The 25848-nt window shown below is 44.0% G+C and carries 24 protein-coding genes and 1 other RNA gene; 24 read left to right on the top strand and 1 reads right to left on the bottom strand.

Going from position 1 to position 25848, the window contains the following annotated elements; genetic code table 11:
• Positions 1 to 296: 296 nt before the first annotated feature.
• The 9 genes from BLU12_RS03665 (at position 297) to BLU12_RS03625 (ending at position 9088) form a co-directional block, all read left to right on the top strand.
• On the top strand, positions 297 to 623 hold the full coding sequence (locus tag BLU12_RS03665) for a hypothetical protein (protein WP_091460678.1): 327 nt from the start codon (positions 297 to 299) through the stop codon (positions 621 to 623).
• A complete protein-coding gene (locus tag BLU12_RS03660) occupies positions 610 to 2643 on the top strand; it encodes a V-type ATP synthase subunit I (protein ID WP_091460677.1) in 2034 nt (677 codons plus the stop codon). Before BLU12_RS03665 ends, BLU12_RS03660 begins: the two co-directional genes overlap by 14 nt.
• Before the next feature lie 69 nt (positions 2644 to 2712).
• A complete protein-coding gene (locus BLU12_RS03655; RefSeq protein ID WP_091460675.1) occupies positions 2713 to 3186 on the top strand; it encodes a V-type ATP synthase subunit K in 474 nt (157 codons plus the stop codon).
• Positions 3187 to 3198: 12 nt separating this feature from the next.
• Positions 3199 to 3789: a V-type ATP synthase subunit E gene (locus BLU12_RS03650; protein WP_091460673.1), complete on the top strand. Its 591-nt coding sequence runs from the start codon at positions 3199 to 3201 to the stop codon at positions 3787 to 3789.
• 21 nt (positions 3790 to 3810) lie between these two features.
• Entirely contained in the window at positions 3811 to 4848 is a 1038-nt protein-coding gene (locus BLU12_RS03645) for a V-type ATPase subunit (RefSeq protein ID WP_091460671.1), read from the top strand.
• Entirely contained in the window at positions 4838 to 5176 is a 339-nt protein-coding gene (locus BLU12_RS03640) for a V-type ATP synthase subunit F (protein ID WP_091460669.1), read from the top strand. Before BLU12_RS03645 ends, BLU12_RS03640 begins: the two co-directional genes overlap by 11 nt.
• Positions 5177 to 5212: 36 nt before the next feature.
• Complete coding sequence (locus BLU12_RS03635) at positions 5213 to 7015, top strand: V-type ATP synthase subunit A (RefSeq protein WP_091460667.1); 1803 nt, start codon at positions 5213 to 5215, stop codon at positions 7013 to 7015.
• Positions 7005 to 8435 (top strand): V-type ATP synthase subunit B, encoded by a 1431-nt coding sequence (locus BLU12_RS03630; protein WP_091460666.1) that lies wholly within the window; start codon positions 7005 to 7007, stop codon positions 8433 to 8435. The genes BLU12_RS03635 and BLU12_RS03630 overlap by 11 nt, the downstream gene beginning before the upstream one ends.
• Positions 8436 to 8455: 20 nt before the next feature.
• Positions 8456 to 9088, top strand: a complete 633-nt coding sequence (locus tag BLU12_RS03625; protein ID WP_091460664.1) for a V-type ATP synthase subunit D — start codon at positions 8456 to 8458, stop codon at positions 9086 to 9088.
• 164 nt (positions 9089 to 9252) lie between these two features.
• Here the strand turns inward: BLU12_RS03625 and BLU12_RS03620 are convergent, their stop codons facing one another.
• On the bottom strand, positions 9253 to 9627 hold the full coding sequence (locus BLU12_RS03620; RefSeq protein WP_234945426.1) for a protein-glutamate O-methyltransferase CheR: 375 nt from the start codon (positions 9625 to 9627) through the stop codon (positions 9253 to 9255).
• A gap of 85 nt (positions 9628 to 9712) precedes the next feature.
• Here BLU12_RS03620 and rnpB point away from each other — a divergent pair.
• From rnpB to ftsZ, 15 genes are all read left to right on the top strand, one after another.
• Positions 9713 to 10048: RNase P RNA component class A (rnpB, locus tag BLU12_RS03615), an RNA gene on the top strand.
• 120 nt (positions 10049 to 10168) lie between these two features.
• Positions 10169 to 10597: a division/cell wall cluster transcriptional repressor MraZ gene (mraZ, locus tag BLU12_RS03610; RefSeq protein WP_040347975.1), complete on the top strand. Its 429-nt coding sequence runs from the start codon at positions 10169 to 10171 to the stop codon at positions 10595 to 10597.
• Positions 10585 to 11487, top strand: a complete 903-nt coding sequence (gene rsmH / locus BLU12_RS03605; RefSeq protein WP_091460662.1) for a 16S rRNA (cytosine(1402)-N(4))-methyltransferase RsmH — start codon at positions 10585 to 10587, stop codon at positions 11485 to 11487. Before mraZ ends, rsmH begins: the two co-directional genes overlap by 13 nt.
• Positions 11488 to 11511: 24 nt before the next feature.
• The gene (locus tag BLU12_RS03600) at positions 11512 to 11901 is read left to right on the top strand and encodes a cell division protein (protein ID WP_234945425.1); all 390 of its coding nucleotides are present in this window, start codon (positions 11512 to 11514) and stop codon (positions 11899 to 11901) included.
• A gap of 2 nt (positions 11902 to 11903) precedes the next feature.
• Positions 11904 to 13553, top strand: a complete 1650-nt coding sequence (locus BLU12_RS03595; protein ID WP_234945424.1) for a peptidoglycan D,D-transpeptidase FtsI family protein — start codon at positions 11904 to 11906, stop codon at positions 13551 to 13553.
• Between the two features lie 30 nt (positions 13554 to 13583).
• On the top strand, positions 13584 to 15101 hold the full coding sequence (locus tag BLU12_RS03590) for a UDP-N-acetylmuramoyl-L-alanyl-D-glutamate--2,6-diaminopimelate ligase (RefSeq protein ID WP_091460658.1): 1518 nt from the start codon (positions 13584 to 13586) through the stop codon (positions 15099 to 15101).
• Positions 15098 to 16504, top strand: a complete 1407-nt coding sequence (locus BLU12_RS03585) for a UDP-N-acetylmuramoyl-tripeptide--D-alanyl-D-alanine ligase (protein ID WP_091460656.1) — start codon at positions 15098 to 15100, stop codon at positions 16502 to 16504. Before BLU12_RS03590 ends, BLU12_RS03585 begins: the two co-directional genes overlap by 4 nt.
• Positions 16494 to 17453 (top strand): phospho-N-acetylmuramoyl-pentapeptide-transferase, encoded by a 960-nt coding sequence (gene mraY, locus BLU12_RS03580; RefSeq protein WP_091460654.1) that lies wholly within the window; start codon positions 16494 to 16496, stop codon positions 17451 to 17453. Before BLU12_RS03585 ends, mraY begins: the two co-directional genes overlap by 11 nt.
• Positions 17454 to 17456: 3 nt before the next feature.
• Complete coding sequence (murD, locus tag BLU12_RS03575; RefSeq protein WP_091460653.1) at positions 17457 to 18818, top strand: UDP-N-acetylmuramoyl-L-alanine--D-glutamate ligase; 1362 nt, start codon at positions 17457 to 17459, stop codon at positions 18816 to 18818.
• Positions 18811 to 19947, top strand: a complete 1137-nt coding sequence (locus tag BLU12_RS03570) for an FtsW/RodA/SpoVE family cell cycle protein (RefSeq protein ID WP_091460651.1) — start codon at positions 18811 to 18813, stop codon at positions 19945 to 19947. The genes murD and BLU12_RS03570 overlap by 8 nt, the downstream gene beginning before the upstream one ends.
• On the top strand, positions 19947 to 21056 hold the full coding sequence (locus tag BLU12_RS03565; protein WP_091460650.1) for a UDP-N-acetylglucosamine--N-acetylmuramyl-(pentapeptide) pyrophosphoryl-undecaprenol N-acetylglucosamine transferase: 1110 nt from the start codon (positions 19947 to 19949) through the stop codon (positions 21054 to 21056). The genes BLU12_RS03570 and BLU12_RS03565 overlap by 1 nt, the downstream gene beginning before the upstream one ends.
• Positions 21043 to 22500 carry a UDP-N-acetylmuramate--L-alanine ligase gene (gene murC / locus BLU12_RS03560; RefSeq protein ID WP_091460648.1) on the top strand — a complete coding sequence of 486 codons (1458 nt, stop codon included), beginning with the start codon at positions 21043 to 21045 and terminating at the stop codon, positions 22498 to 22500. The genes BLU12_RS03565 and murC overlap by 14 nt, the downstream gene beginning before the upstream one ends.
• Positions 22501 to 22504: 4 nt before the next feature.
• The gene (locus BLU12_RS03555; protein WP_234945423.1) at positions 22505 to 23302 is read left to right on the top strand and encodes a hypothetical protein; all 798 of its coding nucleotides are present in this window, start codon (positions 22505 to 22507) and stop codon (positions 23300 to 23302) included.
• 55 nt (positions 23303 to 23357) lie between these two features.
• The gene (gene ftsA / locus BLU12_RS03550; protein ID WP_234945422.1) at positions 23358 to 24665 is read left to right on the top strand and encodes a cell division protein FtsA; all 1308 of its coding nucleotides are present in this window, start codon (positions 23358 to 23360) and stop codon (positions 24663 to 24665) included.
• 26 nt (positions 24666 to 24691) lie between these two features.
• Positions 24692 to 25846: a cell division protein FtsZ gene (gene ftsZ, locus BLU12_RS03545; RefSeq protein ID WP_091460645.1), complete on the top strand. Its 1155-nt coding sequence runs from the start codon at positions 24692 to 24694 to the stop codon at positions 25844 to 25846.
• Positions 25847 to 25848: the final 2 nt, after the last annotated feature.

Genomic DNA, 25848 nt, shown 5'->3' with positions numbered 1-25848 from the left:
TCTCTTCTTGTTGTGTAAAATAATATTAGGTACATTTGATTTTTAAGAATTTTCATATGAATCATTGATATTAAATTATGATTTGTGATAGTATATCATGGGGCGCGATCGGGCAGGTCATAATTGGCCAAATGCTCTATTCCCGATGATTGCTCCATTTTTTTTATACAAAGAACTCTATCGATTTGACAGGGCGTCTAAAAATGATTACACTGAGTTTCGATTGTGTTGTTCATAACAAGGTTTATCCCGTCCATAAGCGGTCTCACAATTTCTGAGCAAAGGAGTTGATAACATTGCCGGCAGATATAGCGCAAGAGCTCAAGGAGACTGAAGAATCTGCGAAGAAGTTGGTGGAAGAGGCCAAATCTAAAGCCAACGGCATCATCGAAGAAGCTCGCGTGAAGGCAGAAGAAATCATCAAAGAGGCAAAAACCAAAGCAAGAGCTCAGTACAGGGAAATAGTTCAACAAGCTCAAGCCGAAGCTGAGAAAAAGGCCCAATCTATTATCGAGCAAGGCAAAAAGAAAATCTTCTCTGAAAGAGAGACCTACCTTCCTAAAGTAGATCGTGTTGCTGCTTTAGTGATGGAAGAGGTGATGAAAACATATGGCAATAACTAAGTTTTGCAAGCTCGATCTCGTCGTTCATGAGTCCGTAAGAGAAGAGGTTATGAGCGAACTTCAGCGTCTCGGGTGCTGTGAGGTAATTACTACAGAGCGAGCCGAAGAAGATCAATGGCGGCCCGAAAGCATTAAATCTCTCGACGAAAAGCTGTCTGACGCAAGATTTGCTATAAGATTTCTCGAGCCTTACTATCAGGGAGAGGGAAGCAAGATAGCCAGAATGCTTGGAAACAAGCCTAAGGTATCACTTGACGAAATATCGAGGCTGGAAGAGAGTTTTGACATTGTTCAATATGCGGCTAAGTTGAGAGAGGTCGAAAAGAAATTATCTGAAATAAGGGCAGAACTTTCCAGGCTCAGAAACATTGAAGGAATAGTAGCAAAAGTCGTCGATTTTCAACTTCCTCTTTCGTTGATAACAAAGGGAACGGACTACGTAACCGGCATAATGGCTGCTATACCGGTCGAACAAACTGGGGTGTTTAAATCGTTGCTGGAAGGTTCGATCAATCCGGACGAAGGGGATTTCTTCATATCTACCCCTAAAGAAAAGGACAAGGAGGTATATCTGATTGCCCTTTTCGTAAGGGAAAAAAAGGAAGAAATCAGAAATTTGTTGACGTCTAACGGAGCTTCAATAATAGAGCTCGATCCCAGATTGCTTGGAACGCCAGTTGAAGAGCTTGAAAACATGGCAGAGACAAAGAAGGAACTCATCGCTGAAGAAGAAAAACTATTTGCGTCAATCTCCGATGAAGCTAAAAAGAATTTCATGTGCCTCCAGCAACTCCACGATTATTATGATTTAATTAAACGAAGGCTTGAAGCTATTGGTTCCGGGCTTTCGACGGAACATGCCACTTGGAATAAGATGTGGGTTCCAAGGATTGCGATCGATCGCATACAGTCTGTATTGTCTTCCTACGACTCATTAGTTCACATGGAAATTTCGGATCCGGAGGAAGAGGATGAACCGCCTGTATATCTAGTCTCAAGGAAATGGGCATCTCCCTTTGAGCCATTGACAAAACTTTACGGATTACCAGAGTACAATGGTATCGATCCAACACCATTTTTTGCTCCCTTTTATTTTTTATTTTTCGGCATGTGTTTAGGGGATGCAGGATATGGCGCCCTCTTAGCCTTGATCTTTTTGTATACTATTAAGAAGTATTGCCCCCGTAAAGATGCCTTTAAATTCTTTACTTTGTTTGTTCTGGTAGGAATTTCATCGGTACTTGTGGGTGTTTTGACCGGCTCGCTGTTCGGGGATATGATCGATGCATTTCCCATATTAACATCACTTCGAGATATCAAAAATTCATTAAAGATCACTGACGTAATGTACAATCCCATGCCTTTCCTCGGTTTTTCTCTGTTCATTGGTTTCGTACAAATAATCTTCGGGCTCTTCATCGCCTTTTTCGATAATCTTCGAAAGAAGGATTACATCGGAGCGATAGGGGACCAAGGTGGTTGGATAACTTTCCTTCTGGGTTTGGCTCTCTATATACTCGTTCGTGCTGGAATGTTGTCGCCTTCGCTTTCTTCTCCCAGCGCAATAGCAGCGATTGCAGGAGCCTGTATACTGGTTGCAACTCAGGGAAGGGAAAAGAAAAATATCTTTTCCAAATTGTTTTCCGGTATCATGAGCCTATATTCCATAACATCGTACTTAGGTGACGTGTTAAGTTACAGCAGGCTCTTAGCGCTTGGTTTAGCCACGTCAGCCATAGCGATGATCATCAATACATTGACGTTGCAGCTATTTCATATTCCCTACATAGGCTGGCTATTGGGGATAATTTTGTTCGCAGGCGGACATATATTTAGCATAGCTGTTAACGTTTTAGGGGCATTTGTCCATTCCTTGCGTCTCCAATACGTCGAATTCTTCAGCAAATTTTACAAAGCCGGAGGAAGAGCATTCGATCCATTTGATATGAATGCACGTTATGTTGACATTGCAGAAAGCTATGATTTAGATCATTTAATTCACGTAAAAGCTTCCAGTTAGTTCAACAATTACATTAAAAACATGGCAATATACGCCAATTAATAATTTTTGAAAGGAGTGTATTTGATAATGGAATGGGGACTTGCATTAGCTATATTAGGTGCTGCATTGGCTGCGGGGTGTGCCGGTTCGGGTTCTGCTCTTGGTGTAGGTGTTGCCGGTGAATCGGGTGCTGGGGTCATGACAGAGGATCCCGGGAAGTTTGGTCTGGTTTTGTTACTTCAGGCACTGCCTGGAACTCAGGGAATATATGGTTTGCTGATAGGATTTTTTACCATCATGCAGGTTGGACTGCTTGGCGGTGAACCGGTTGCGGTTAGTTTGGAACAGGGGATGGCCATATTTTTTGCCTGTTTGCCAATCGCAATAGTCGGATATATTTCAGGATATTCGCAGGGCAAGACATCAGCTGCCTGCATTCAGCTTATTGCTAAGAGGCCTGAGGAAACAGGTAAAGCAGTTATATTGCCTGCGATGGTGGAGACTTATGCCGTTTTAGCTCTTTTGATGAGCATCATATTGCTGAACGGCATTAGCTTATAGAGGTGTTGCCAAATGGCATTGGCTGATGTCAAGACAAAAATAGAAGATGATGCAAGAAAACAAGCTGACGAAATATTGGAGAAGGCTAAAAAACAAGCCGAAGAGATAATTTCAAAGGCTCAAGGGGAAGCTCAGAAAATACAGGAAGAATGGATGCAACAAGCGAAAGAAGAAAGAGAAAATATTTTTAAGAGAAGAGAAATTGTCGCGAACCTAGATCTAGGGAAGATTGAACTATCGATGAAAAGGTCGCTGATCGCAGAGACGCTGACTAAAGCCAGAAAAAAGATGAATACCCTTGACCCTAAGAAATATGCTTCATTCGTCGAAACGGTCTTGAAGACTGCCGTCAAAGAGTCGGAAAAATCCGAAGGGCTGATCTATGTCGGTGAAGAAGAGGCGATTATAGACGAAGAATGGGTATCTAATTTCAATCAGAAAAATGATACCAAATTGAGTTTAGCCGATGAAAAGCTACCTTTTAGAGGGGGTTTTATCCTAAATGTCGGCGATATCGATATAAACTGCTCCTTTGATATGCTAATAGCAAGCATCCAAGACGAGCTCGAATTGATAATTGCAGGGGAACTTTTCGCGGATTAGCCCTTTTATAGGAGATGAATCATGATAAATTTAGGGTCGGTGAGACAATTGGAAGCCAGAAGCGAGTACACCTATACCGTATCACGCTTGAGGGCGATGGAAAATAGAAAGATCGATACTTCGGCCATGCAACAAATGGCAGAGGCGGAGAGCTTTGAGTCTGCATGGAAATTGTTCATCGAGACGTGCTATGGGCAATGGATTGCTGAAAGGGGCAACAACTCTTCATACGATAGCTTATTGGAAGCAGAGCTTTCATACACCTATGGAGAGCTCAGAAAATTCGTTCCTGATCCACAGCTGGTTCAGCTTTTTCAAATCCCTTATGACTTCCATAATTTGAAGGTCATATTAAAGGGAATGTTTGCCCAGAGAGAGGGTGGTAAAAGTCGGTGGGATCTGTTGGTTTCCATGGGTTCATATCCGGTAGACGATATGATATTAGCCGTTGAAAGCGAAGATTACCGACTCCTTCCTCATCAGTTGCACAGGATAATTCCATCATGCGTAATGATATGGGAGCAGACGAAAAATATTCTAGAGATAGAACAACTTTTAGACAGACATATGTTTTATATAATGCGCTTGATAGCAGATGAGCTTCCTTATAACGGCGTAAAAGAATATGTTCGTTTTCGGATCGACGGGGAAAATATCAGAACGATGTTGCGGCTCAAGAGGATGAATGTCGATGCATCGCAGATGTCGAACTATCTTCATTCCGGCGGCACATATTCAACGGAACTTTTAGCACAGCTGTACGCCGAACCAAAGGAATCATGGACTAGGGAACTCGCCTTTGGTTATATGGGACGTATATTGGATAACGTCGAAGAAATGGATGCGTCGAGGATTTTGCCCGAAATTGAGAAACGGTCCGATGTGATGATCAGCAAATACTTAAACAAATATCAATACGATCCTTTTGCCTCTGAACAGGTTCTCCGCTTTCTCTGGCTAAAAGAGACAGAGGTTAAAAATTTGAGAATTATACTCGTGGGCAAGGCCAGCGGGGTAGAGAAAGATATGATAAAGGGGTTGTTGCGCCATGCAGCGTAGGACACATCCCATAGCAGCAGTGGGGGATTATGAAAGCGTTTTACCCTTCCAAGCGATAGGTTTAAAACAGTTTGTAATAGACGATCCGAATGACGATAAGAAATTTAGAGAAATATTGATTGATATCATTAATAAACAATACGCCATCTGTCTTATCACCGAAGATATATATGAGAAATTCGATAGTATTATCGATGAACTAACGCGGGACAACATGTTAAGCGTAATTCCGGTACCTACTTTAAAGTACTCTACAGGTTTTGGCTCAAAGCAGATTAAGAATTGGGTAGAGAAGGCAGTAGGTATTGATATTTTCGCAAATAAATAATTGAGCAAAATTATTTGAATTTGGAGGGAGTTTTCGATGGGCGAGACGGCTCGTAAGCAGATAAAGGGATCTATCACGAGAATATCAGGGCCATTAGTGGTGGCAAGCGGCATGGCCGGCGCCTCGATGTACGATGTCGTTCAAGTAGGCGACCTGGGTTTGGTCGGGGAAATTATCGAGTTGAAAGGAGATAGCGCTTTCATTCAGGTTTACGAGGAAACATCAGGTTTGAAGCCAAAGGAACCTGTTATAAGCACCGGAGCTCCTTTAAGCGTCGAATTAGGCCCTGGACTTATAGAACAATTTTTCGATGGAGTACAAAGGCCTTTGAGCATGATAGAAAGGGAAGCACAAAGTCCATATATCACGAGGGGTATTCACGTACCTGCCCTCGATAGAAAGAAAAAGTGGGGGTTTGTCCCAAAAGTCAAAAACGGAGAACCCGTGGGCCCCGGAGATATACTGGGGATCGTTCAGGAAACTGTTCTCGTTGAACATCGCATATTGGTTCCCAATGGAGTTGAGGGCAAAGTCAGGTCCATTAAAGAGGGAGAATATACTGTTGACGATGTGATTGCCGAGATAGAAGATGAGCGGGGTAATGTGCATAAGGTTACAATGATGCAGCGCTGGCCCGTAAGATTTCCCAAGCCGGTAGCCCGAAGGTTAAAACCTGAAATACCGCTGCTCACAGGACAGCGCGTTGTAGATATGTTTTTTCCTATTGCCAGAGGAGGGACTGCATGCGTTCCAGGCCCATTCGGCAGCGGCAAGACGGTCATCCAGCATCAGCTTGCTAAGTGGGCAGACGCTGAGATTGTAGTGTATGTTGGATGTGGTGAGCGTGGCAATGAAATGACTGACGTTTTGCTGGAATTCCCCGAATTGCAGGATCCGAGATCCGGGCAACCTCTCATGAAGAGAACAGTCCTTATAGCAAATACTTCAAATATGCCTGTGGCCGCTCGGGAAGCCAGTATTTATACGGCCATCACAATAGCTGAGCATTATAGAGATATGGGATATTCAGTTGCCTTGATGGCAGATTCGACAAGCCGATGGGCAGAAGCTTTAAGAGAAATATCCGGTCGTTTGGAAGAAATGCCCGGCGAAGAAGGTTACCCTGCATACTTGGGGACAAGATTGGCATCTTTCTATGAGCGAGCCGGCAGAAGCATATGCTTGGGTAAAGATGAAAGGGAAGGTGCCATAAGCGTTATAGGTGCCGTTTCTCCTCCTGGCGGAGATCTTTCGGAACCCGTAAGTCAGAACACCTTGAGGGTTACAAAGGTATTCTGGGGATTGGATGCATCGTTGGCTTATCAGAGGCATTTCCCTGCCATAAACTGGCTAAACAGTTATTCTCTATATTCCGATGTGTTGGGAGAATACTGGGATGAAAAGTACGACGGCGAATGGAGCATGCAACGGATCGAAGCAATGTCTCTCCTGGAGGAAGAGTCACAATTGCTGGAAGTGGTGAGGTTGGTCGGCATTGACGCACTTTCTCGGGAGGAGCGCCTGGTTCTGGAAACAGCTAAATCGATAAGGGAAGATTTTTTGCATCAAAACGCTTTTCATGAGGTCGATACATATGCCTCCATGGATAAGCAGTTTAAGATGCTTCGCAATATCTTAACTTTTCATCATGCTGCGAAAGATGCATTGCGTCGAGGAGCAGACATAAAGAAACTTTTCGAACTTCCCGTTAGGGAAAATATAGCGAGGATGAGATATGTTTCTGAAGATAAGTTAGATTCCCTCGATCAACTTGAAGCTGATATTCGCTCTCAAATCAATAAGATAATACCAACGGGAGGCGACAATTATGCTGCCTAAAGAATACAGAACAATCAGCGATCTTTCGGGCCCCCTCATGGTGGTTGAAAAAACGGCTGACGTTCGCTACGACGAGCTCGTCGAGATCTCGTTGAGCAACGGCGAAAGAAGACGAGGCCGCGTTTTGGAAATATCGACAGATAAGGCACTTGTTCAAGTCTTCGAAGGCACTACAGGAATAGATCTTGAAAACACGAAGGTTCGTTTTCTTGGAAAAGTATTGATGATTCCCGTCTCGAGGGGATTATTGGGAAGGATCTTTAATGGGAGGGGTGAGCCCATAGACGACGGTCCTGCCATAATACCGGAGAAGCATTTGGATATAAACGGATATCCTATCAATCCTTACTCTAGAGATTATCCGTCGGAGTTTATACAGACAGGGATATCCACTATAGACGGCATGAACCCAATTGTTCGCGGACAGAAGCTTCCAATATTTTCAGGAAGCGGTATGCCTCACAATAAGATGGCCGCTCAAATTGCGCGTCAAGCTACTGTCTTGGGTTCTCAAGAAAGATTTGCCGTAGTATTTGCTGCAATGGGCATCACATTTGAAGAAGCCTCTTTCTTCATAGATGACTTTAGAAGAACGGGAGCTATCGAGCGTGCCGTTATGTTCCTAAATCTTGCCGATGACCCTGCAATTGAACGTATAACTACACCAAGGCTTGCCCTTACCTGTGCAGAGTATTTGGCATTTGAGCTCGACATGCACGTACTCGTTATATTAACTGACATGACCAACTATTGCGAAGCCTTAAGGGAAATATCAGCAGCCAGAAAAGAGGTGCCCGGCAGAAGAGGTTACCCCGGCTACCTCTATACTGACCTAGCTACGATGTATGAGAGGGCAGGCCGCCTGCGTGGTTATAAGGGCTCCATAACACAGCTTCCCATACTAACAATGCCTGAGGATGATATAACTCACCCGATTCCTGACCTGACAGGTTATATAACGGAGGGGCAAATTATTATGAGCAGAGGTCTTCACCGTAAAGGTATATATCCCCCCGTCGATGTGCTGCCTTCTCTTTCGCGATTGAAGGACAAGGGAATAGGAAGGGATAAAACGCGAGAAGACCATGCCGACCTTTTGAATCAGTTGTTCGCGGCATATGCTAGAGGAAAAGAGGCTAAAGAGTTGGCCGTTATTCTTGGCGAGGGAGCATTAACGGAAAGTGATAAGGCATTCGCAGAGTTTGCCGATAAGTTTGAAGATAGATATGTAAGGCAAGGCGAGTACGAGAACAGGACCATATTGGAGACTCTCGAGCTTGGGTGGGAACTGCTTGCACCTCTGCCTTTGACGGAGCTGAAGCGCGTAAGGGATGAATACATCGAAAAATACCTAAAACCCAAACGTCAGGGCGACGAAACAAATAAAGACGAGGTGGCCACCTCTTCTGCTACGTCGTAAATTAAAAGGAGTGATAAGAGTTGGCCAATAAATTGAACGTCAATCCCAACAGGATGATGCTAAACGTCATCAAGAGGCGTCTTGCGGCCGCAAAAAGAGGACATAAATTATTAAAAGACAAGCAGGATGCATTAATAAAGCAATTCTTGCAGAAAGCAAGAGATGTAAAGGATTTGCGCGAGAAAGTGGAAGCGGCCATTTTCGCCTGTTATCGAAGCTTTCTGATGGCGCGTGCCCAAATGGTGCCGGCCGTGCTGGAGCAATCTTTATTAATGGCTGGTGGCAGAGAAACAGGCGTTCATGTAAAGACTCGCAACCTTATGAGCGTCGTGGTTCCCGAATATACAATAGACAAAGCTGAAGAACATGTGAAAGGTTACGGCTTTGCCATGACATCCGGCAGCCTGGATTTGGCGTTGGAACAATTTCAGGAACTGCTCCCCGACTTGATACGCCTTGCCAGCGAAGAGAAGGCATTACGGTTGATGGCCAGCGAAATAGAACGTACACGCAGAAGGGTTAATGCCCTCGAATATGTTATGATCCCGGCCTTTGAGGAAACAATAAGGGATATAACTATGAGATTAGACGAAATGGAACGATCTAACTTAAGCAGGTTAATGCGGATAAAGGAAATAGTCAGATCCCACTAAGTAATTGTTTTTCTCCGTTGTTTACGCGAAATCCCGCGGGATGTTCTTTATAAAATATCCCACGGGATTTTTTATCTTTTATTTTCTCCTATATAAAAATTGTCCCAGGGGCTCCAAATCGAGGCTGCGATAATCGTAAATATGCTCAGTGGCACCAACCATCATTATACCTCCCGGACGTAGAGCCTTGACGAACTTCTGATACAAAGTTTTCTTAGTTTCTGCATTTTAAGACGTCTTCCTTTCTCCTTTATTAACACCGGCAAAACCTTGTCTCGCAAATGCCACCATATTGATGGATTTCTAAAAAATTCAGACACATTGATTGCGAGGTAGTCCAAAAACTCCTTTCGTTTTTCCGGATCTTTTTTCAGTATTTCGAAATATTTTTCATAATTGGAACATTCCCAACGCTGCATTAACATATGGACCCGTCGGTGAATTTGCTGTTTATAGGCGTCCAGTTCAATGTTCATTAGCGACTTAACTTTATTTTTGAATTCATCGTATCCGGGCATTGGCGAAAACTGCGTTTCCATAAGAACCCTCCCTAAAAGCCAATGTTATGGTGTTGAAAAAAGGTCTTCATGATGATATCTTTAATATAGAAAATAAACAAGACTTCGAGCATTCCGGGTGACCGCGTTCCTGGGATAGAACGAGGAAAGTCCGGGCTCCACAGGGCAAAGCGCTGGATAACGTCCAGCAGGCGCGAGCCTCGGGATAGTGCCACAGAAAGATACCGCTCCCATTTGGAGTAAGGGTGAAAAGGTGGAGTAAGAGCCCACCGGTCATTGGGCGACCAATGAGCCAGGCAAACCCCGCTTGGAGCAAGATCTAATAGGGAGGGATGAGGTGGCCCGCTGACCTCCGGGTTGATCGCTAGAGGATGGGCGCGAGCTCATCCCAAGATAAATGGTCATCAATATCACAGAACCCGGCTTATGGAATGCTCGAAATAAATAATACAAGCCCCAGGGCCTAATAATAAGTTGACTAAATTAGGCCCTGGGGCTTGTATTATGTGTTGACTTAGTGGTAAAGTGGTAGAAAGTGTTTTAAAGTGGGATGGCGTGTGAGATGATGATCGGGACCTATGAGCATCGCCTGGACAGTAAAGGCCGATTGGTATTGCCATCTAGGTTCAGACAGGAGATGGGGGAACAGCTCGTTGCCTCTGTTGGTGTCGAGAGGTGCATCTCTTTGTATTCCAAGGATGAGTGGGAGAAGTTGCTTGAAAAATTGCAAAAGATGCCCTTTTCTCAAAGTAAGGCTAGAGATTTTTTGCGCGTATTTTTGGCAACGGCTCATGAAATTACACTCGATTCGGCTGGGAGAATACTTCTTCCTCAGATGTTAAAGTCGCATGCATACTTAGAAACGGAGGTCAGCATCATCGGAGTTGGAGATCATCTGGAAATATGGGATCGTGAGACCTGGAACAAATATAGACAGGATATTTTGTCAAATCTGTCAACGATCGTCGAGGGCGTAGAATGGAAGCAATAAGGCATGTTCCTGTATTAACTAATGAAATTATCGATATACTATCGCTATCTGACGATATAAGGTTAGTTGTCGATGCTACTGTAGGGCTTGGGGGGCATGCATATGCTTTGTTGTCGACTTTTCCGGACATTAAGCTTTTAGGACTTGACCAGGATGAGAGAGCCTTAGCGATAGCTTCGGAAAAGCTTAAACCCTTCGGCGAAAGGGTCTTGTTAGTTAAATCAAATTTCAGGTTTATAGGCGATGTCGTTAAAAATAGCTTTAGATCCGTAGCGGTTGATGCAATTTTATTCGATTTGGGCGTCTCTTCGTTGCAGCTTGACGATGATGAAAGAGGGTTTTCATTCAATAAACCGGGACCTATTGACATGAGGATGGACCGGGAAGCTGAATTAACAGCCTTTGATATAATAAATAACTATAGCATCAAAGAGTTATCTGATGTCTTTTATAAGTATGGCGAGGAGCGTTACTCCCGCCAAATAGCAAAGGCAATAGTCAGATATCGCGAGCAGAAAGGGTTGATCACTTCTACTGCGGAGTTGGTGGAGATAATTAGGGGGGCACTTCCGGCAAAAATTCAGAGGCAAATGAGAAAACATCCGGCAAGAAGGATCTTTCAGGCTCTAAGAATTGTTGTTAACGATGAATTGGGAGCACTGGAAAGCGGATTGAAAAACAGCCTGGGTTGCCTTCGAAGCGGGGGATATTTAGTAGTCATAAGTTACCATTCTCTGGAGGACCGGATCGTTAAACATTCCTTTAAAGGCTGGGAAAAAGAAGGAATTGGGAAGGTATTTTCTAAGAAACCAATTTTACCGAAGAGGGAAGAAATGGAAGGTAATCCGAGATCTAGAAGTGCAAAATTGCGCGTTTTAATAAAATCCTGATGTTTTTGATGGGGAGTGGTAAGGGTGGCAACAAAGGGCAAAAAGGGTATTTATGCTTATATTGTGTTAGTTTCCTTAGCTCTCCTCGGACTTGCGGGGCTTCGTTTTTACAGTTTATATTTAGAACATGAATTGATGGCTTTAAACCAACAAATTGAAGCATTACAACAAAAGGATTTGCTTCTTTCTCAACGCCTTCTTTCCATGATGGCTCCGGATCGGGTCGTCTATTATGCCAGCGGGAATTTGGGCATGACGAAGAGCTTAGAGAGAGATTCTACGATACGACTTGCAATCGCTCCCGATAGTGAACGTTTTCAAGGAGATAATTTGCCGACTGTAGCTGTTGAAACAAGAAAGACGTTTGGAATTTTCTCTGCCTTTGCCAGCGCCAAGGAGGATAGAGAGGACTAATTTTGAAAGGGTCTAGGGGTCTTTGGCTTTTAATATTTTTAGCCTTTGTTGTTACAACGGCTAAAGTTGTCCAACTTTGTCTTGTTCCCGATTCAAGAGTTGTAATGTGGGCTAGGAGCCAGTATTGGCAACAAGTTTTGGTGACATCGTCGAGAGGCACGATTGCGGACAGAAACGGTATAACTCTGGCCTTATCCGTTCCGCGATGGAGCGTGTTTATCGATCCTGCATTTTGGGATCCAAACCAATTGTCGGCTTTAGGTCAGCATCTTCCTAAGCAAGTCGTCCAGAAACTACAAAAGCCTCTAGAGGGTAGATTTATGTGGTTAGTCCGTAAATTAACATTACAAAAGGGCGAAGAGATATTATCTTTAAATTTAAAAGGGGTATACGGCATAAAGGAAATGGAGCGCTCCTATCCCTTTGGAAAACATATGGCCCATCTGTTGGGCTTTGTCGACATAGATGAAAAAGGCCTTTCCGGAGTCGAGAGACAATGGGACTTTTTTCTGTACAATCCGCCGCGTATGAGAAATTTAATAAGAGACGCCGCGGGAAATTACTTCGAGGTAGCAAATTTATCTTCAGAGGAAGGAATGGTCTTTCTTAATAGCGAGGTAGTTCTTACAATCGACTGGAGGTTGCAGTACATAGTCGATGAGGCTTTGCAAAACGGAGCATCCGTGAACAATGCGGAATGGGCAGCGGCTGTATGTATGGATCCCATGACGGGAGAAATATTAGCCATGTCGAGTTTTCCTTCCTTTGACCCCGGGAATAGAGAGACCTTCTCGGGCGATGCACTCAGAAACAACGCGATAGGCAGGGTATATGAACCTGGCTCGGTATTAAAACCTATCATTATGGGCATAGCCTTGGAAAACGGGTATGTTAACTCAAAAAGCAGGTTCAACTGCTCAGGATCAATAAAAATAGCGGATCATGTGATTCGTGAGGTCAATTGGCGTGCTCATGGAAATCAGGACTTCAATAAAATAATTATAAACTCATGCAATGTTGGGATGGCTCAAATTGGTATGATGATGCCCACAAACTTAACTTACAATGCCCTTAAAAGCTGGGGGTTTGGCGTTCCTACAGGCGTAGAATTGCCGGGTGAAGAAGGAGGATTACTCCCTCTTCCATCTCAATGGTGGGGCGTTGTGCCTGCCAACATCGCTCTGGGACAGGGCATCGCAGTTACGCCTCTCCAGTTAGCCCAAGCTTTTTCGGCTATTGCAAACGGAGGCCTTTTGGTTCGTCCCTATTTGACGAAAAGCGTTTTTGACAGAAAGGGCAGCGAAGTTTACCACGGCCAAAGGCGCGAGATTGGCCGAGTGCTTTCAAATTCAACGGCCGAAAGGTTGAGAATGACCTTAAGGCAGGCAGTGGCAGAGGGCACAGGCAAGCGTGCTGATGTTGAGAACGCGAAGGTGGCTGGGAAAACCGGTACCGCTCAGGTTGCTCATAGGGGAAAATATTTGCAAGATACTCACGTAGCCACTTTTGCCGGTTTTTGGCCATATGACAGCCCTCGTTATGTTTTAATAGTCACTGTAGGAAACCCTGGCGCAAAGGGTTATTTAGCTGGAGTAATAGCAGCTCCTATTTTTAGGACAATCGTTGAAGAGATGATGGCAAGCGGCTTTTAAATTCTCAAACGATAGGATGGGTGACTGGAAATGAAAGTTTCGATCAAAGAGTTGGCAGACTTTCTTTTCCGAAGACGATGTCTGAAGAAAATAATAGAAGCGGGCACGAACTGCTTGGAGAATGAAATTTCAGAGATCTCCATAGACAGTAGACAATTAGGCGAAGGTGCTCTTTTTTGTTGCCTCGAAGGAAGTAAAAGAAAAGGGGTTGAATTCGCACAGGATGCGCAACGGAAGGGAGCAGTGGCTGTACTTACATCCGAAAGGGTTGATGATTTGGCGATACCTCAACTTATAGTAAAGAATGCAGGGGAAGCATGTGGATTCGCTTCGGCATATTTCTACGGCCTGCCTACGAGCAAACTACTGATGATTGCTGTTACGGGAACTAACGGAAAGAGCACGACCACCTATCTTATCAAAAGCATTTTAGATACAGGTGACATGAAATGCGGATTAATAGGAACCATAGTCTATAACGACGGAAAAAGCCACGAGGATGCCGATCGCACAACTCCTCAAGCTCCGTTGATTCAGTCATTGTTAAATAAAATGGTAGATAACAGATGCCACGCATGTGTAATGGAGGCCTCTTCTCATGGCATAGAGCAAAAGCGTATCTTCGGCTGTCTATACGATAGGGCGGTGTTTACGAACTTGACGCCCGAACATTTGGATTATCATGGTGATATGGAAAACTATTTTTGTGCAAAGAGAGATCTCTTCATAAAATATATGCGTGGCGACTGGAAAGCTTCCATAAATATCGATGATCCTTATGGAGAAAAGATTGCAAATGAGTTTGCACCACACATTTTAGGTTTTTCCCTGCGCCAAAAGGCAGAAAACGCCTTTTATGGTTCCATAAGACGTAGCTCAATTAGAGGTATCACCATGGATATAAGTTTCCCTGAAGGCTTTACGCTCGAAAATGTCACCCTGCCTCTGCTGGGAGAATACAATGTATTGAATGCCTTAGCTGCCTCTAGCGTTGCTTGGTCGTTAGACTTTGACGCGGAGGTTATCAGAAAAGGCTTAGAAAATTGCCCTCCCGTTCCGGGAAGACTGGAAAGGTATTTTGTAGAAGATGGCCCTGTATGTATAATTGACTATGCCCATACTCCTGATGCTTTAGAAAAAGTACTTTCCACAGTCAAACCCCTCTGCAATGGGAGGGTGTGGCTTGTTTTCGGCCATGGAGGAGAGCGTTTTAAAGAGAATAGGCCGATATTAGGAAGCATAGCCGCCCGATTCGCGGATTGTATAGTCGTTACTATGGATAATCCGAGGAGCGAGGATCCCAGGGATATTGCGTCGCAGATTGCAGATGGAATAAAATCATTCCCCGGGAGCTCTGAATATTGGACTATTATAGACAGGAAAGAGGCTTTACATTTCGCGTTAGATCGCGCGGGTAAAGGAGATGTAGTTTTGGTAACAGGGAAGGGTCCGGAGCGTCAAATAATATTCAAAGACAGGACGATACCTTATAACGACTTTGAAGCCTTGAAGGAATGGTGCAATCTAAGGGGAAGGGTACTTTCATGAGTCCGACAGATTCTTTTCCTGAAGATATGACTGTGGGGAAACTCTTCAACTGCACTCGCCTTTGCGGTGCTGATATTTCTTTGCCTTGTTCAATTAAGACGGACAGCAGAAAGATCGAAAAGGGAGATATATTCATAGCCTTAAAGGGAAATAGGTCCGATGGCCATTCATTCATAAGCGATGCCATAAATAGGGGTGCAAAGGGAGTAATACTTAAGGATGAGGAAATGTCAAAGTTTACTTCTTTTAATAAAGATATCTCTTTTTTTGGAGTCCCTTCGCCTGATGTGGCCATTTTAGAGGCATCGGAAAGATATCTTGCAGGGCTTTCGTCCCTAAGAGAAATCGTTGCTATTACCGGAAGCGTTGGAAAGACCACTACCAAAGAAGCGATAGGCAAGGTCTTGGAAAGAATATATCGCGTTCATGTCTCAAGAGGAAACTACAACACCCTATTGGGCTGTTGCCTTACAATATTGGCTGCGCCAAGGGATACGGAATTTTTGGTTTTGGAAATGGGGGCCAATGCTAAGGGAGAAATTGGAGAGATTGCTAACAGATTCAGGCCATCGTCATCGGTGATTACCTCTGTCGAACCTGTACATCTAGAGGGCTTTGGGGATATTGACGGTGTTTTGGAGGCAAAACTGGAAATTGTAACCGCCGACTGCAAACTGTTGTTAGTGAACGGCGACTCACCAACTTTGAATTCAGGTATCGATAAATTAAAACACCGACCTTCTAAAATAATAAGCGTTGGGACGAGCCCTTCGTGCGTCTATAGAATCACTGACTCATCTTTGCGTTGGGACGGAAAACATTATTTTAGAAAGATAACTATAGATTCACCTTTTGGCCTTAAAGCTGTTGAAAGCAAGTTATGGGGAAAGCAACACACCCTTATAATGTCGCTTGCTTTTGCCGTTGGGTGCGAGTATGGTGTTGCTTTAGATGATATTGCCCAGGGGTTATTTGTCATGAGTTTGCCTAGAGGTAGAGGGGCTATACTTCAAAGCGAAGAGGGAGTTTTATTCATCGACGAATCATACAATGCCAGCCCCGTATCCGTGAAGGCTGCCATAGATAATCTCTGCCTAATACCTTCAAAGGGGCGCAAAATTGCTGTATTGGGCGGAATGAAAGAGCTGGGCAGTTACGCAAATCGTTTTCATGACGAGATCCTGGATTGTGCTGCCAAAACAGCTGATCAGGTGTTGATATATGGGAGCGAGTGGAAGGGCATAAACAAAAATTATAAGAACGTATTATGTCTTCAGGATATGGAAGATATCGTCAACCATTTAAAGGCCATCTTGAGAACAGGAGACGTCGTTTTAGTAAAGGGATCTAGGGTATATGAAATGGAACGCATTTACGATTGGTGGTCTTTGCATGAATTATAGTTATTTGTTCTTTATCTTGGGTTTTTTAATCGTTCTTGGAATTTTCTTGCTAAAAATATGGATAGGGTTATTTTTGAGATTTAAGTGGGGGCAGACACCAAAAAGCTATGGCCCCGAGCGTCATTTAGTCCTAAAGGCGGGTACGCCGACTATGGGCGGCGTTGTATTTGTCGTTTTGACGTTCATCGCCTCGTTCTTTTTAAACGTAAAAAGCGGGAATGCGATGGAAACTTTAATCCTTTGGTGGTTGCCCCTTGGCGGAGCGGCAGTGGGTTTTGTAGACGATTTTATCAAGTTGTCAAAACGATCAAGCGAAGGATTGACGTCAAGGGCGAAATTGTTTGGCCAGATAATCGTTGTCTTGCCCTGGGCATGGATTGCTTCCAGAGAGATCAATCTCTTTTTTTCTCAATATTTGCCTGCAATTCCTTCGGGTTTAGCTTTCATATTTTTAGCTTTTTTTGCTCTAGGATTTTACAATGCATTGAACATTACAGATGGTCTCGATGGACTCGCTGCAGGGGCTTCGGCAATATCGCTTGTCATACTTCTACTCGTCTCGAATATCGATTCATGTATTATATCCATCATAATTGGGTTGGCATGCACTCTTTCTTTTTTATGGTATAATTCCCATCCGGCCAAGGTGTTTATGGGAGATGTGGGAGCTCATTTTATCGCTGGCTTATTAATGGGAAATGTTGCCCTTTCAGGACGCATATTATTGATATTTCCGGTTTCTCTTATATTTGGCATAGAAATAGTTTCCGTAATATTGCAGGTCATATCCTTTAGGTGCTTCGGAAAGAGAATTTTTAAGATGAGCCCCTTGCATCATCATTTCGAGTTATGCGGTTGGCCTGAAGGCCATATCGTAATACGGTTTTGGCTCGTACACCTTGTAGGAGCGTCTCTTTTGATGGCATTGTTGGCCCGGCAGGTGATCTAGAATATGAAAGTAACTGTAGTTGGGAGTGGAATAAGCGGAAAGTCTTTGGCTCTTCTCTCGAAAAAATTGGGATATGACGTTTTCGTAACCGAGCGGGAAGAAATCGATTCAGATACCAGGGATCTCTACCGTAAAAAAGGTATCTTGTGGGAGGAAAAGGGCCACACGAATAAAATGCTGAACTGCGATTTAGTAGTATTGAGCTCGGGAATATCCCCGAAAAGCTTGCCTGTAGAGATGGCAAAAAATGCCGGGGTGCCTATCCAAGGAGAGCTTGATTTTGTGTTTCCTTATTTAATAGGAAAAATCATAGGGGTAACGGGGACTAACGGAAAAAGTACCACATCTGCTTTAATAGCTCATTTATTATCTAAATTGGGTTACAAGACGGCATTGGCCGGAAATTTCGGCTTTCCGCTGGCGGATTTTGCAAAACAGGACTTAGATTTCATAGCAGCCGAGATTAGCAGTTTTCAGCTTCATTGGGCAAATCGGTTCAGTTGTCATATAGCGGTCGTTACAAATATATGCCCCGATCATCTCGACTGGCACGGAAGTTTTAATGCTTACGTCGAATCGAAAAAGCGTATTAAAGACCTTCTTTCTTCCGATGGATATTGTATATACCAAAATAAAGACCGAGAACTTTTAGGGACAAATGGATGTCGGGGGGCTGTTTTGCGTTGGGCCTCCGATTGCAGTAAGGGCAAATGCGAAGAACAAGACGAAATAATATTGCACGATTCTGAAGCCTATTTAAGGACAGAAAGCCGCGATATAAAACTTTTTTCATATAGCATCTTGCCTTTATATGGCCGTCACAACGTCGAAAATGCGGCCATGGCCATGGCTGCAGTTTATTACCTGGGGTGTGACGCGGAAAGAACATCTCACTTGTTATCGGATTTTAAAAACCTTCCCCATCGATGCGAAAAGGTTGGAGAAAAAAGGGGCATAACTTTTATAGACGATTCGAAAGGAACTAACGTAGCCTCCTCGATAACTGCCATAACATCTATACCCGGCACAAAAGTTATTATTTTAGGAGGAAAGGGAAAGGGAGAGCAATACGATGAACTCGCCAAGGCTGTTAAAGCGCATGCGCGCGGTGCGGTTTTGTTGGGCGCAGAAAAAGAAGCGATATCCGAAGCCCTGGAGAGGGCAGGTTTTCGCAATTATCTTCTTGTGTCTTCCATGGAGGAGGCGGTGTATTGTGCCTTTAATATGGCCTGCCCGGGCGATATAGTGTTGCTTTCTCCAGCCTGTACAAGCTGGGACATGTATAAAAACTACCACGAAAGAGGAGAGGATTTTAAGAGAATAGTTAAAACCATTGTAGAGGCGAATAGTGTGAAAAATGGATAACGAAAGAGATATCTTTCAAGCTCAAGAAAATTCGCACGCCTTTGATCTGTGGCTAATTGTGATCCCCTTAGCTCTGTCGGTATTTGGGATCATAATGATAACATCTGCTTCGGGTTATTTTTCAATCAAGCAGTTTGGGACGCCTTGGGTGTATGGAATGAAACAAATCAAGTGGTTACTGGTATCCCTGGCTGGAATGGCTCTGTCCTATTCTGTTCCCATTGATATATGGAGAAAAGTTTCACCATTTCTTTGGATTTTGGCTTTCCTGTTGTCCTTTGCGACGTTGATACCTTCATTTGGAATGTCTGTAAGCGGATCTTCTAGATGGATGAGGTTGGGGCCTTTCTCATTTCAGCCATCGGAGTTTTTAATTTTTTCTGTCGTTATCTACCTCTCCAGCGTTATATCTGGATATGAAGAACCTCCAATAAGCGCATTCGTGCGCACGATAAGCGTACTGATCGTGAGTGCTATTCCTCTCCTTTTTCAGCCTGATATCGGATCCACAATAATTCTCTTTGCAATAGGTTTGGGGATCTTCATTATGAAGTACGGATGGAAATATCCCTTAATTTTATTGGTCACCACCTCTGTCCCCGCAATCATTTTGATATTCAACGCTTCCTACAGATTAAGACGACTTAAGGCTTGGATTGATCCGTGGCAAGATCCTTTGAACGAGGGGTTTCAAATAATACAGGGGTTGATCGCCTTTGCAAACGGAGGTTTTTGGGGGGTCGGGCTTGGCAGGAGTTTACAAAAACTCCAATATTTGCCTGCAGCACATACTGACTTTATCTTTGCCATTTCTGCCGAGGAACTAGGTGTTTTAGGTTCCATGGCGGTTATTGGCGCTTTTGCCGTGATCTCTGTCAGGGTTTATTACATGTGGCGTGACTTTGATGATGAATACCGCAGATATCTTGTCTTCGGGCTTTGGCTTTCGATATTGATACCTTTCTTTATCAACGTTGGAGGCGTGACCACTCTAATTCCTTTGACGGGTAAGGCCATGCCCTTTTTGAGTTACGGTGGCAGTGCTTTGCTGGCAACGTGGGTTAAAATAGGATTGTTGTTGCGCTGTTCTGCCGAGAATAATAGGATGATCAAAAGGAGCGCGTCTTGATGGGCAATAAGTTGAAGATGCTATTTGTTGCTGGAGGAACTGGCGGGCATATACTGCCGGCGGTCTCCTTTGCCAATTGGATCGAAGAAATGAAATTGCCCGCCGAAATTATTTATCTATGCGGAAATAGAATGCTTGAGCAAAAAATTTACAATGCGTTAAACATAGAACCCATAACATTATCGTTATCAGGATCTCCCTTTGGCGTTAAGGGATTGCGCTCGTTCATCCGTTGGAAAGAATTGACTCTTTCTTTGGTTAAGATACGCAATATAGTAAGAAACATTAAACCTGATCTCATTGTTCTATTTGGAGGCTATTTATCTGTTCCCTTTGCTTTGATGACTTCTTTATTAAGGGTGCCAATGATTGCTCACGAACAAAATGCTGTTGCCGGCAAATCTACCAGGCTTTGCAGTAGGAAGGGAATGCTTATTATCACGGGATGGGAGGAATGCACAAACTTAGGAAAGAGTGATTTTAGATATGTGGGTATTCCCGTTCGTAAATTCAATATAATAACAAAACAAAAGGCGTGGGAGATGCTTGGAGGAGATGGCGTTCTTCCGCCAAAGAAGAGGTTTTCTCTGGTTATGGGCGGTTCTATTGGGGGAGAATCTTTAAAACATGCCGTAACGGAGGTCGCTAAACGCGAAAGCCTTAAAAATCATATCTTCATGTTGTTAGGACCGGAAGGTAAACATGGTATACGGTGGATCTCCGATAACGTGATTGTTTTGCCTCAAGCGTGGGATCTGTCCGCTCATTTTTCCCTGGCCGACTACGTCGTTACAAGGTGTGGGGCATCGACACTTTCGGAGCTTATCTGCTATCATGTACCAAGTGTATTAGTGCCTTGGGAAGAGGCATCGGACAACCATCAATTGGCAAACGCAGAACTTTTCTTACGTTTAGGAATAGGGACAGTTTGGCAAGAGAGGAACGGCTTAAATCTTTTGGAAGAAGCAATTTTAGAAGTATCGGATAAATGCAGGTTTGGTATTGATCAAAATATGTGTGACGAGAAAAGGAACGACATATGTGCCCGTTTCTGGAACGTGGTATCGTCTTTTTCTACGAAAGGAGAGGGCCCCATTGGATGTTTTTAAAAATATTAAAGAAAAGATGCTTCTGGGAGACGGAATAAAATATCTTCATTTGATGGGAGTCGGTGGCGCCGGAATGAGCGGTTTGGCTCATTTGCTGAAAGAGATGGGTTATGAAGTGTCTGGTTGCGATGTAACAAGGACTAACTACGTATATAATTTAGAGAAGCTTGGCATAAAGGTTCTTTGTGGCCATGGTGCATCTCATATAGATATTTTCAGGCCGGACATGCTGGTATATAGCAGCGCGATCGCATGGGATAACGATGAATTAGTTTATGCCAGAAAAGCAGGAGTAAATGTGGTAAGAAGAGGAGACATCCTCAGCTCGATATTCAATCGACTAAAAGGCATAGGTGTAGCTGGTGCCCACGGGAAGACTACCACATCATCAATGATCGCGACTGTCTTGGATGCAGCAGGGCTCGATCCTACTATCGCTATAGGGGGCGAGGTGTCGGATATAGGGGGCAATGCCAGACTCGGGCATGGGGATTATATGGTATCTGAGTTGGATGAAAGCGACGGCTCTTTTGAGCTCTTCTCCTGTTATATACCGGTGGTTACGAACATCGATTGGGATCATGTAAATTTTTATCCTACATTTCAATCCGTTCAGGATGCTTTTCTCCGTTTTTTATCCAAACGCAAGGATGACGGCAAGATTATCATATGTGGCGAGGACACAGGATGTCAGTCGGTAGCCGGAAAGTTCGCGCCCCATTGCATTACCTATGGTTGGGGAATGCAATGGGATTGGGGTGCCGTTGGGGTCAATCACTCCGTTGGCGGGGGGGTTTCTTTCACCGTTGTCAAACGGGGAGCCGAGATAGGCGAAATAAACCTAAGAGTATCGGGAGAGCATAATGTGTTGAACGCCCTTGCTGCTTGTGCCGTTTGCGATTTATTGGGCATAAACTTTAATACGATTCGACATGCACTCCATAAATTTAAAGGAACAAAGCGAAGGCTGCAATGTCTCGGTGTGTGCGATGATATCTATTTTTACGATGACTACGGCCACCATCCGAGGGAGGTACAGGCTACACTCGATACTTTACGTAACATCTTTCCATCCCGCAGGCTAGTGGTAATTTTTCAGCCACACAGGTATTCGCGTACCAAGGCTATGTACAGGAAATTTGCCGAGGCTCTTATGAAGGCTGATTTGGTGTATATATTGCCCGTATACCCGGCTGACGAAAAGTTGGAACTGAGCATCAGTTCGGACCTGATAGTTGATAGCCTCACAAGTGAGTACGGCCATAAAAATTGCTTTTCCCTTTCCGAAGACGAGGTGGTTTCAAAAGTTGCTGAAAATATACTCCCTGGCGACATCCTCTTAACCTTAGGTGCCGGCAACGTGAATATATACGGGAATCAAATACTAAATCTGATCGCTTCAAGCAACAAGAAACAAGGAACTGTGTCCATGCAATGGACGTGATATATTGAGAGAATCAAAGGTTGCCAAAATAAGAGTCGTACCATTATTGATGATACTAGCGGTTGTCTTTGGTATTTTGTACGGCATTGAAGAGCAGTTTTATGTGTTTAGATTAAAACATATCGAAGTCGTTCCAAGAAGTTCATTGTTAGAAAAAGAGGCAAGCAAGTTGGCCGGAGGTTCGGCTTCCAGGTTTTGGCCCTTGGTATTTTTTGAATATAAACATTTGAAAAATGAAGTGGAGAAAAAATACCCCATCCAAATTTCCATGAAAGCTGACGGTTGGGGAAAAGTGGTTTTACAGTGGACTCAATTGCAACCTTATTTTGCCGTCAGATGGCGTGACAGGAAATGGTTTATAACGACAACGGGGTTATGTTGGCCTGAGAGCAACCCTTTATGGAAAGATGGTGGCATCGATAATCCGAGCTATAATGAGCTTAACATAGTATGGGACAATACAATGCCTCCTTTGGTTCCCGATATAGATTCCACAAATCTCATTGAGGTGCGACAGAGCATTTTTCCCGTTAGGACAATGGTAAAATTTATAGAGGAGATGCACCAGACACCGTGGGTAGAAAAAATAAGAGGAATTGCCTTATCAAAATTAGCGGGAGATATTGTTGCAGATGTTTCCTTTGCATCTTTAGGTAGAGATGTTAACATATTGTTGGAATTCTCTGAAAGTATATGGAAAAGATTATCTCCTGCAATTGAAACAATCGTTAAATCTTCCGATGTGAATGTCTTATATCTTGATGCAACATATAAAGATAAAATAGTGATAAAGACAAGATGAGCCTCTTTTGTTTGTTTTTTTAAGTAGATGTCACGGGATGGAGGCATCAGCTAAAATGTACGAAAAGATTGAATTAATCGCAGGGCTTGATATAGGCACGACAAAAACTTCATTAATCGTAGCAGAACGAGACCGACATACCGGAGAAGCCCAAATTATTGGAGTGGGATCGGCTCGATCCGTTGGTTTGCGTAAGGGCCTTATCGTCAACTTTGAACATGTGGTCAAATCCATTGCGTCTGCTTTGGAGGATGCAGAAGGAATGACGGGAATAAGCGTGGATCGTGCCTTTGTTTGTTTTAGCGGTGCCCTTACCACCAGTATAACCTCAAAGGGGATGATTTCCCTGGGCAGCACTCCAAGACAAGTCGTCGAAGCCGATATTCAAAGGGTTATAGAGGCCTCGTTGTCTGAGATAAGCATGCCAAACAATTATTGCACTGTCCATACAATACCGATAATGTACTCGATAGACGGACAAAGAGGTATCGATGACCCTTTGGGCATGACGGGTGTTCGTCTTGAAGTCGAGGTTCAATCGATCATGTCTCCAACGGCAACGGTACAAAATGTTATCAATTGCGCAGAACGTGCAGGCATTAGCGTCGCCGGGTTGATAGTAAAGCCGCTGGCCAGTGCTTTAGGTGTGCTGACGCCCGGAGAGATATTGTCAGGCGTAGCTGTTGTAGATATAGGTGGTGGGACTACCGGCATTTCCATTTACGTTGACGGAGCTCTTAAAAAATTATCGGTGATTCAAATAGGCGGGGATCATATAACCAACGATATAGCACGGGTCCTGAAGATACCAATAGAAGCTGCAGAAGAAATAAAAAAACATGTCTCTTTGGGGGAAGATGTCGATGCCTTCGACGAGGAAATTGAGTACGCTACCCAAGGTAAAAGGGGAGCATGCAATGCCGGACAGGTGCATGAAGTGGTTTATAATCGTTTAGAAGAGCTCTTCGAAGATTTTGTAAAAAAAGAGCTTCGCGATGTTGGTTCCATATTGCTCCCAAGCGGCGTTGTTCTAACAGGAGGGGTTGCGAAAACCTATGGCATAGCAGAAATGGTGTCGGATGTGCTGGGCGTCCCAGTAAGGGTTGCAGGACCTATGGAGTCTCAAAAAATGCCTCCCGGAAGAAACGGGTGTGAGTACGCCTCAACGGCAGGTATTATTAAGTATGTCAACATCCTGGAGAAATATCCCTTGAAGTTCATAGGCCCCTCTATTTCTTTCTCTTCTGCCGGACAACAAATAAAAACGAAGGCGCGAAGGGAGAAAGCTGAAAGTTTTCATCCTTTCGAGGCTGTTAAGTCGGCATTAAGCACGATAAAAAGGACTTTTAAGGAACTTTTTTAAATGATTTTTTCTGGGGGAGTTGCCAAATGGCTGAGAAGGCAAAGTTATTTGAAATTGATAACGAAAACCACAGTCGCAAATACAAGGAGGTAATTAAAGTAATTGGCGTTGGCGGGGGAGGTAACAACGCGTTAAATCATATTATTTCAAGTGGTCTCAAGGGAGTCGAGTTTATAGCTGCTAACACCGATGTAACCCAATTAGAGCAGAACCTGGCTGATATAAAATTAGTGCTCGGAGAACAGTTGACGAGGGGGTTGGGTGCCGGTTCGGATCCTGAAATCGGTTTTAAGGCAGCCAAGGAATCCGCTGATGAATTAAAGGAGATTTTACAAGGCGCCGACATGGTCTTTTTGACAGCAGGAATGGGGGGAGGAACGGGAACGGGGGCCTCTCCGGTCGTAGCGGAGACTGCAAAAGAAGTAGGTGCTCTTGTCGTTGCTGTAGTGACAAAGCCATTCATGTTCGAGGGCAAGAGGCGGTTTATGCAAGCCTTGGAAGGAATAAAGAATTTGCAGGGCAAGGTGGATGCGCTCATCGTGATACCCAATGACAAATTGCTTGAAATATCCGACAAGAAGGTTGCAGTATTAGATTCCTTCAAACTTGCCGATGAGGTGCTGCGCCAGGCGGTTCAAGGGGTCACAGATCTAATATTGCGCCCCGGCTTAATTAATGTGGATTTTGCCGATGTTAGAGCTGTAATGAGCAATGCCGGATCCGCTATCATGGGCATTGGCGAGGCTACGGGCGAGAATCGGGCTATTACAGCTGCAAAGGCAGCCATAAACAGTCCTCTAATGGAGACTCCTATGCAGGGAGCAAAGGGCATTCTTTTCAACATTACCGGCGGTAACAACGTAGGCATTCACGAAATAAAAGAAGCAGCCCAGGTTATCACAGAAGCCGCTTCAGAGGATGCAATAATCATTTGGGGACATGTATTGGATCCAGAAATGGATGACAAGCTGCAAATTACTGTAATAGCTTCCGGCTTTGCTTCGACCCTTTCTGAGGGTGAAACCGGTAAGGGAAGGCCTACGCAGGGCAAAAGGAAACCTCGCGTCGACCTTGAGGAGGCTGAGGTTAAAATGCCGGAGGAGGATTTGTTTAGAATCAGCGGCGTTCAGATCGATACGTTCGACCTTCCAACAGTGGTTAGGAGGAAAAAGAAGGAATAATA

This window comes from Acetomicrobium thermoterrenum DSM 13490 (assembly GCF_900107215.1).
In the GTDB taxonomy this organism is placed as follows: Bacteria; Synergistota; Synergistia; order Synergistales; family Acetomicrobiaceae; genus Acetomicrobium; species Acetomicrobium thermoterrenum.
This window is presented reverse-complemented; position numbering and strand designations above follow the sequence as displayed.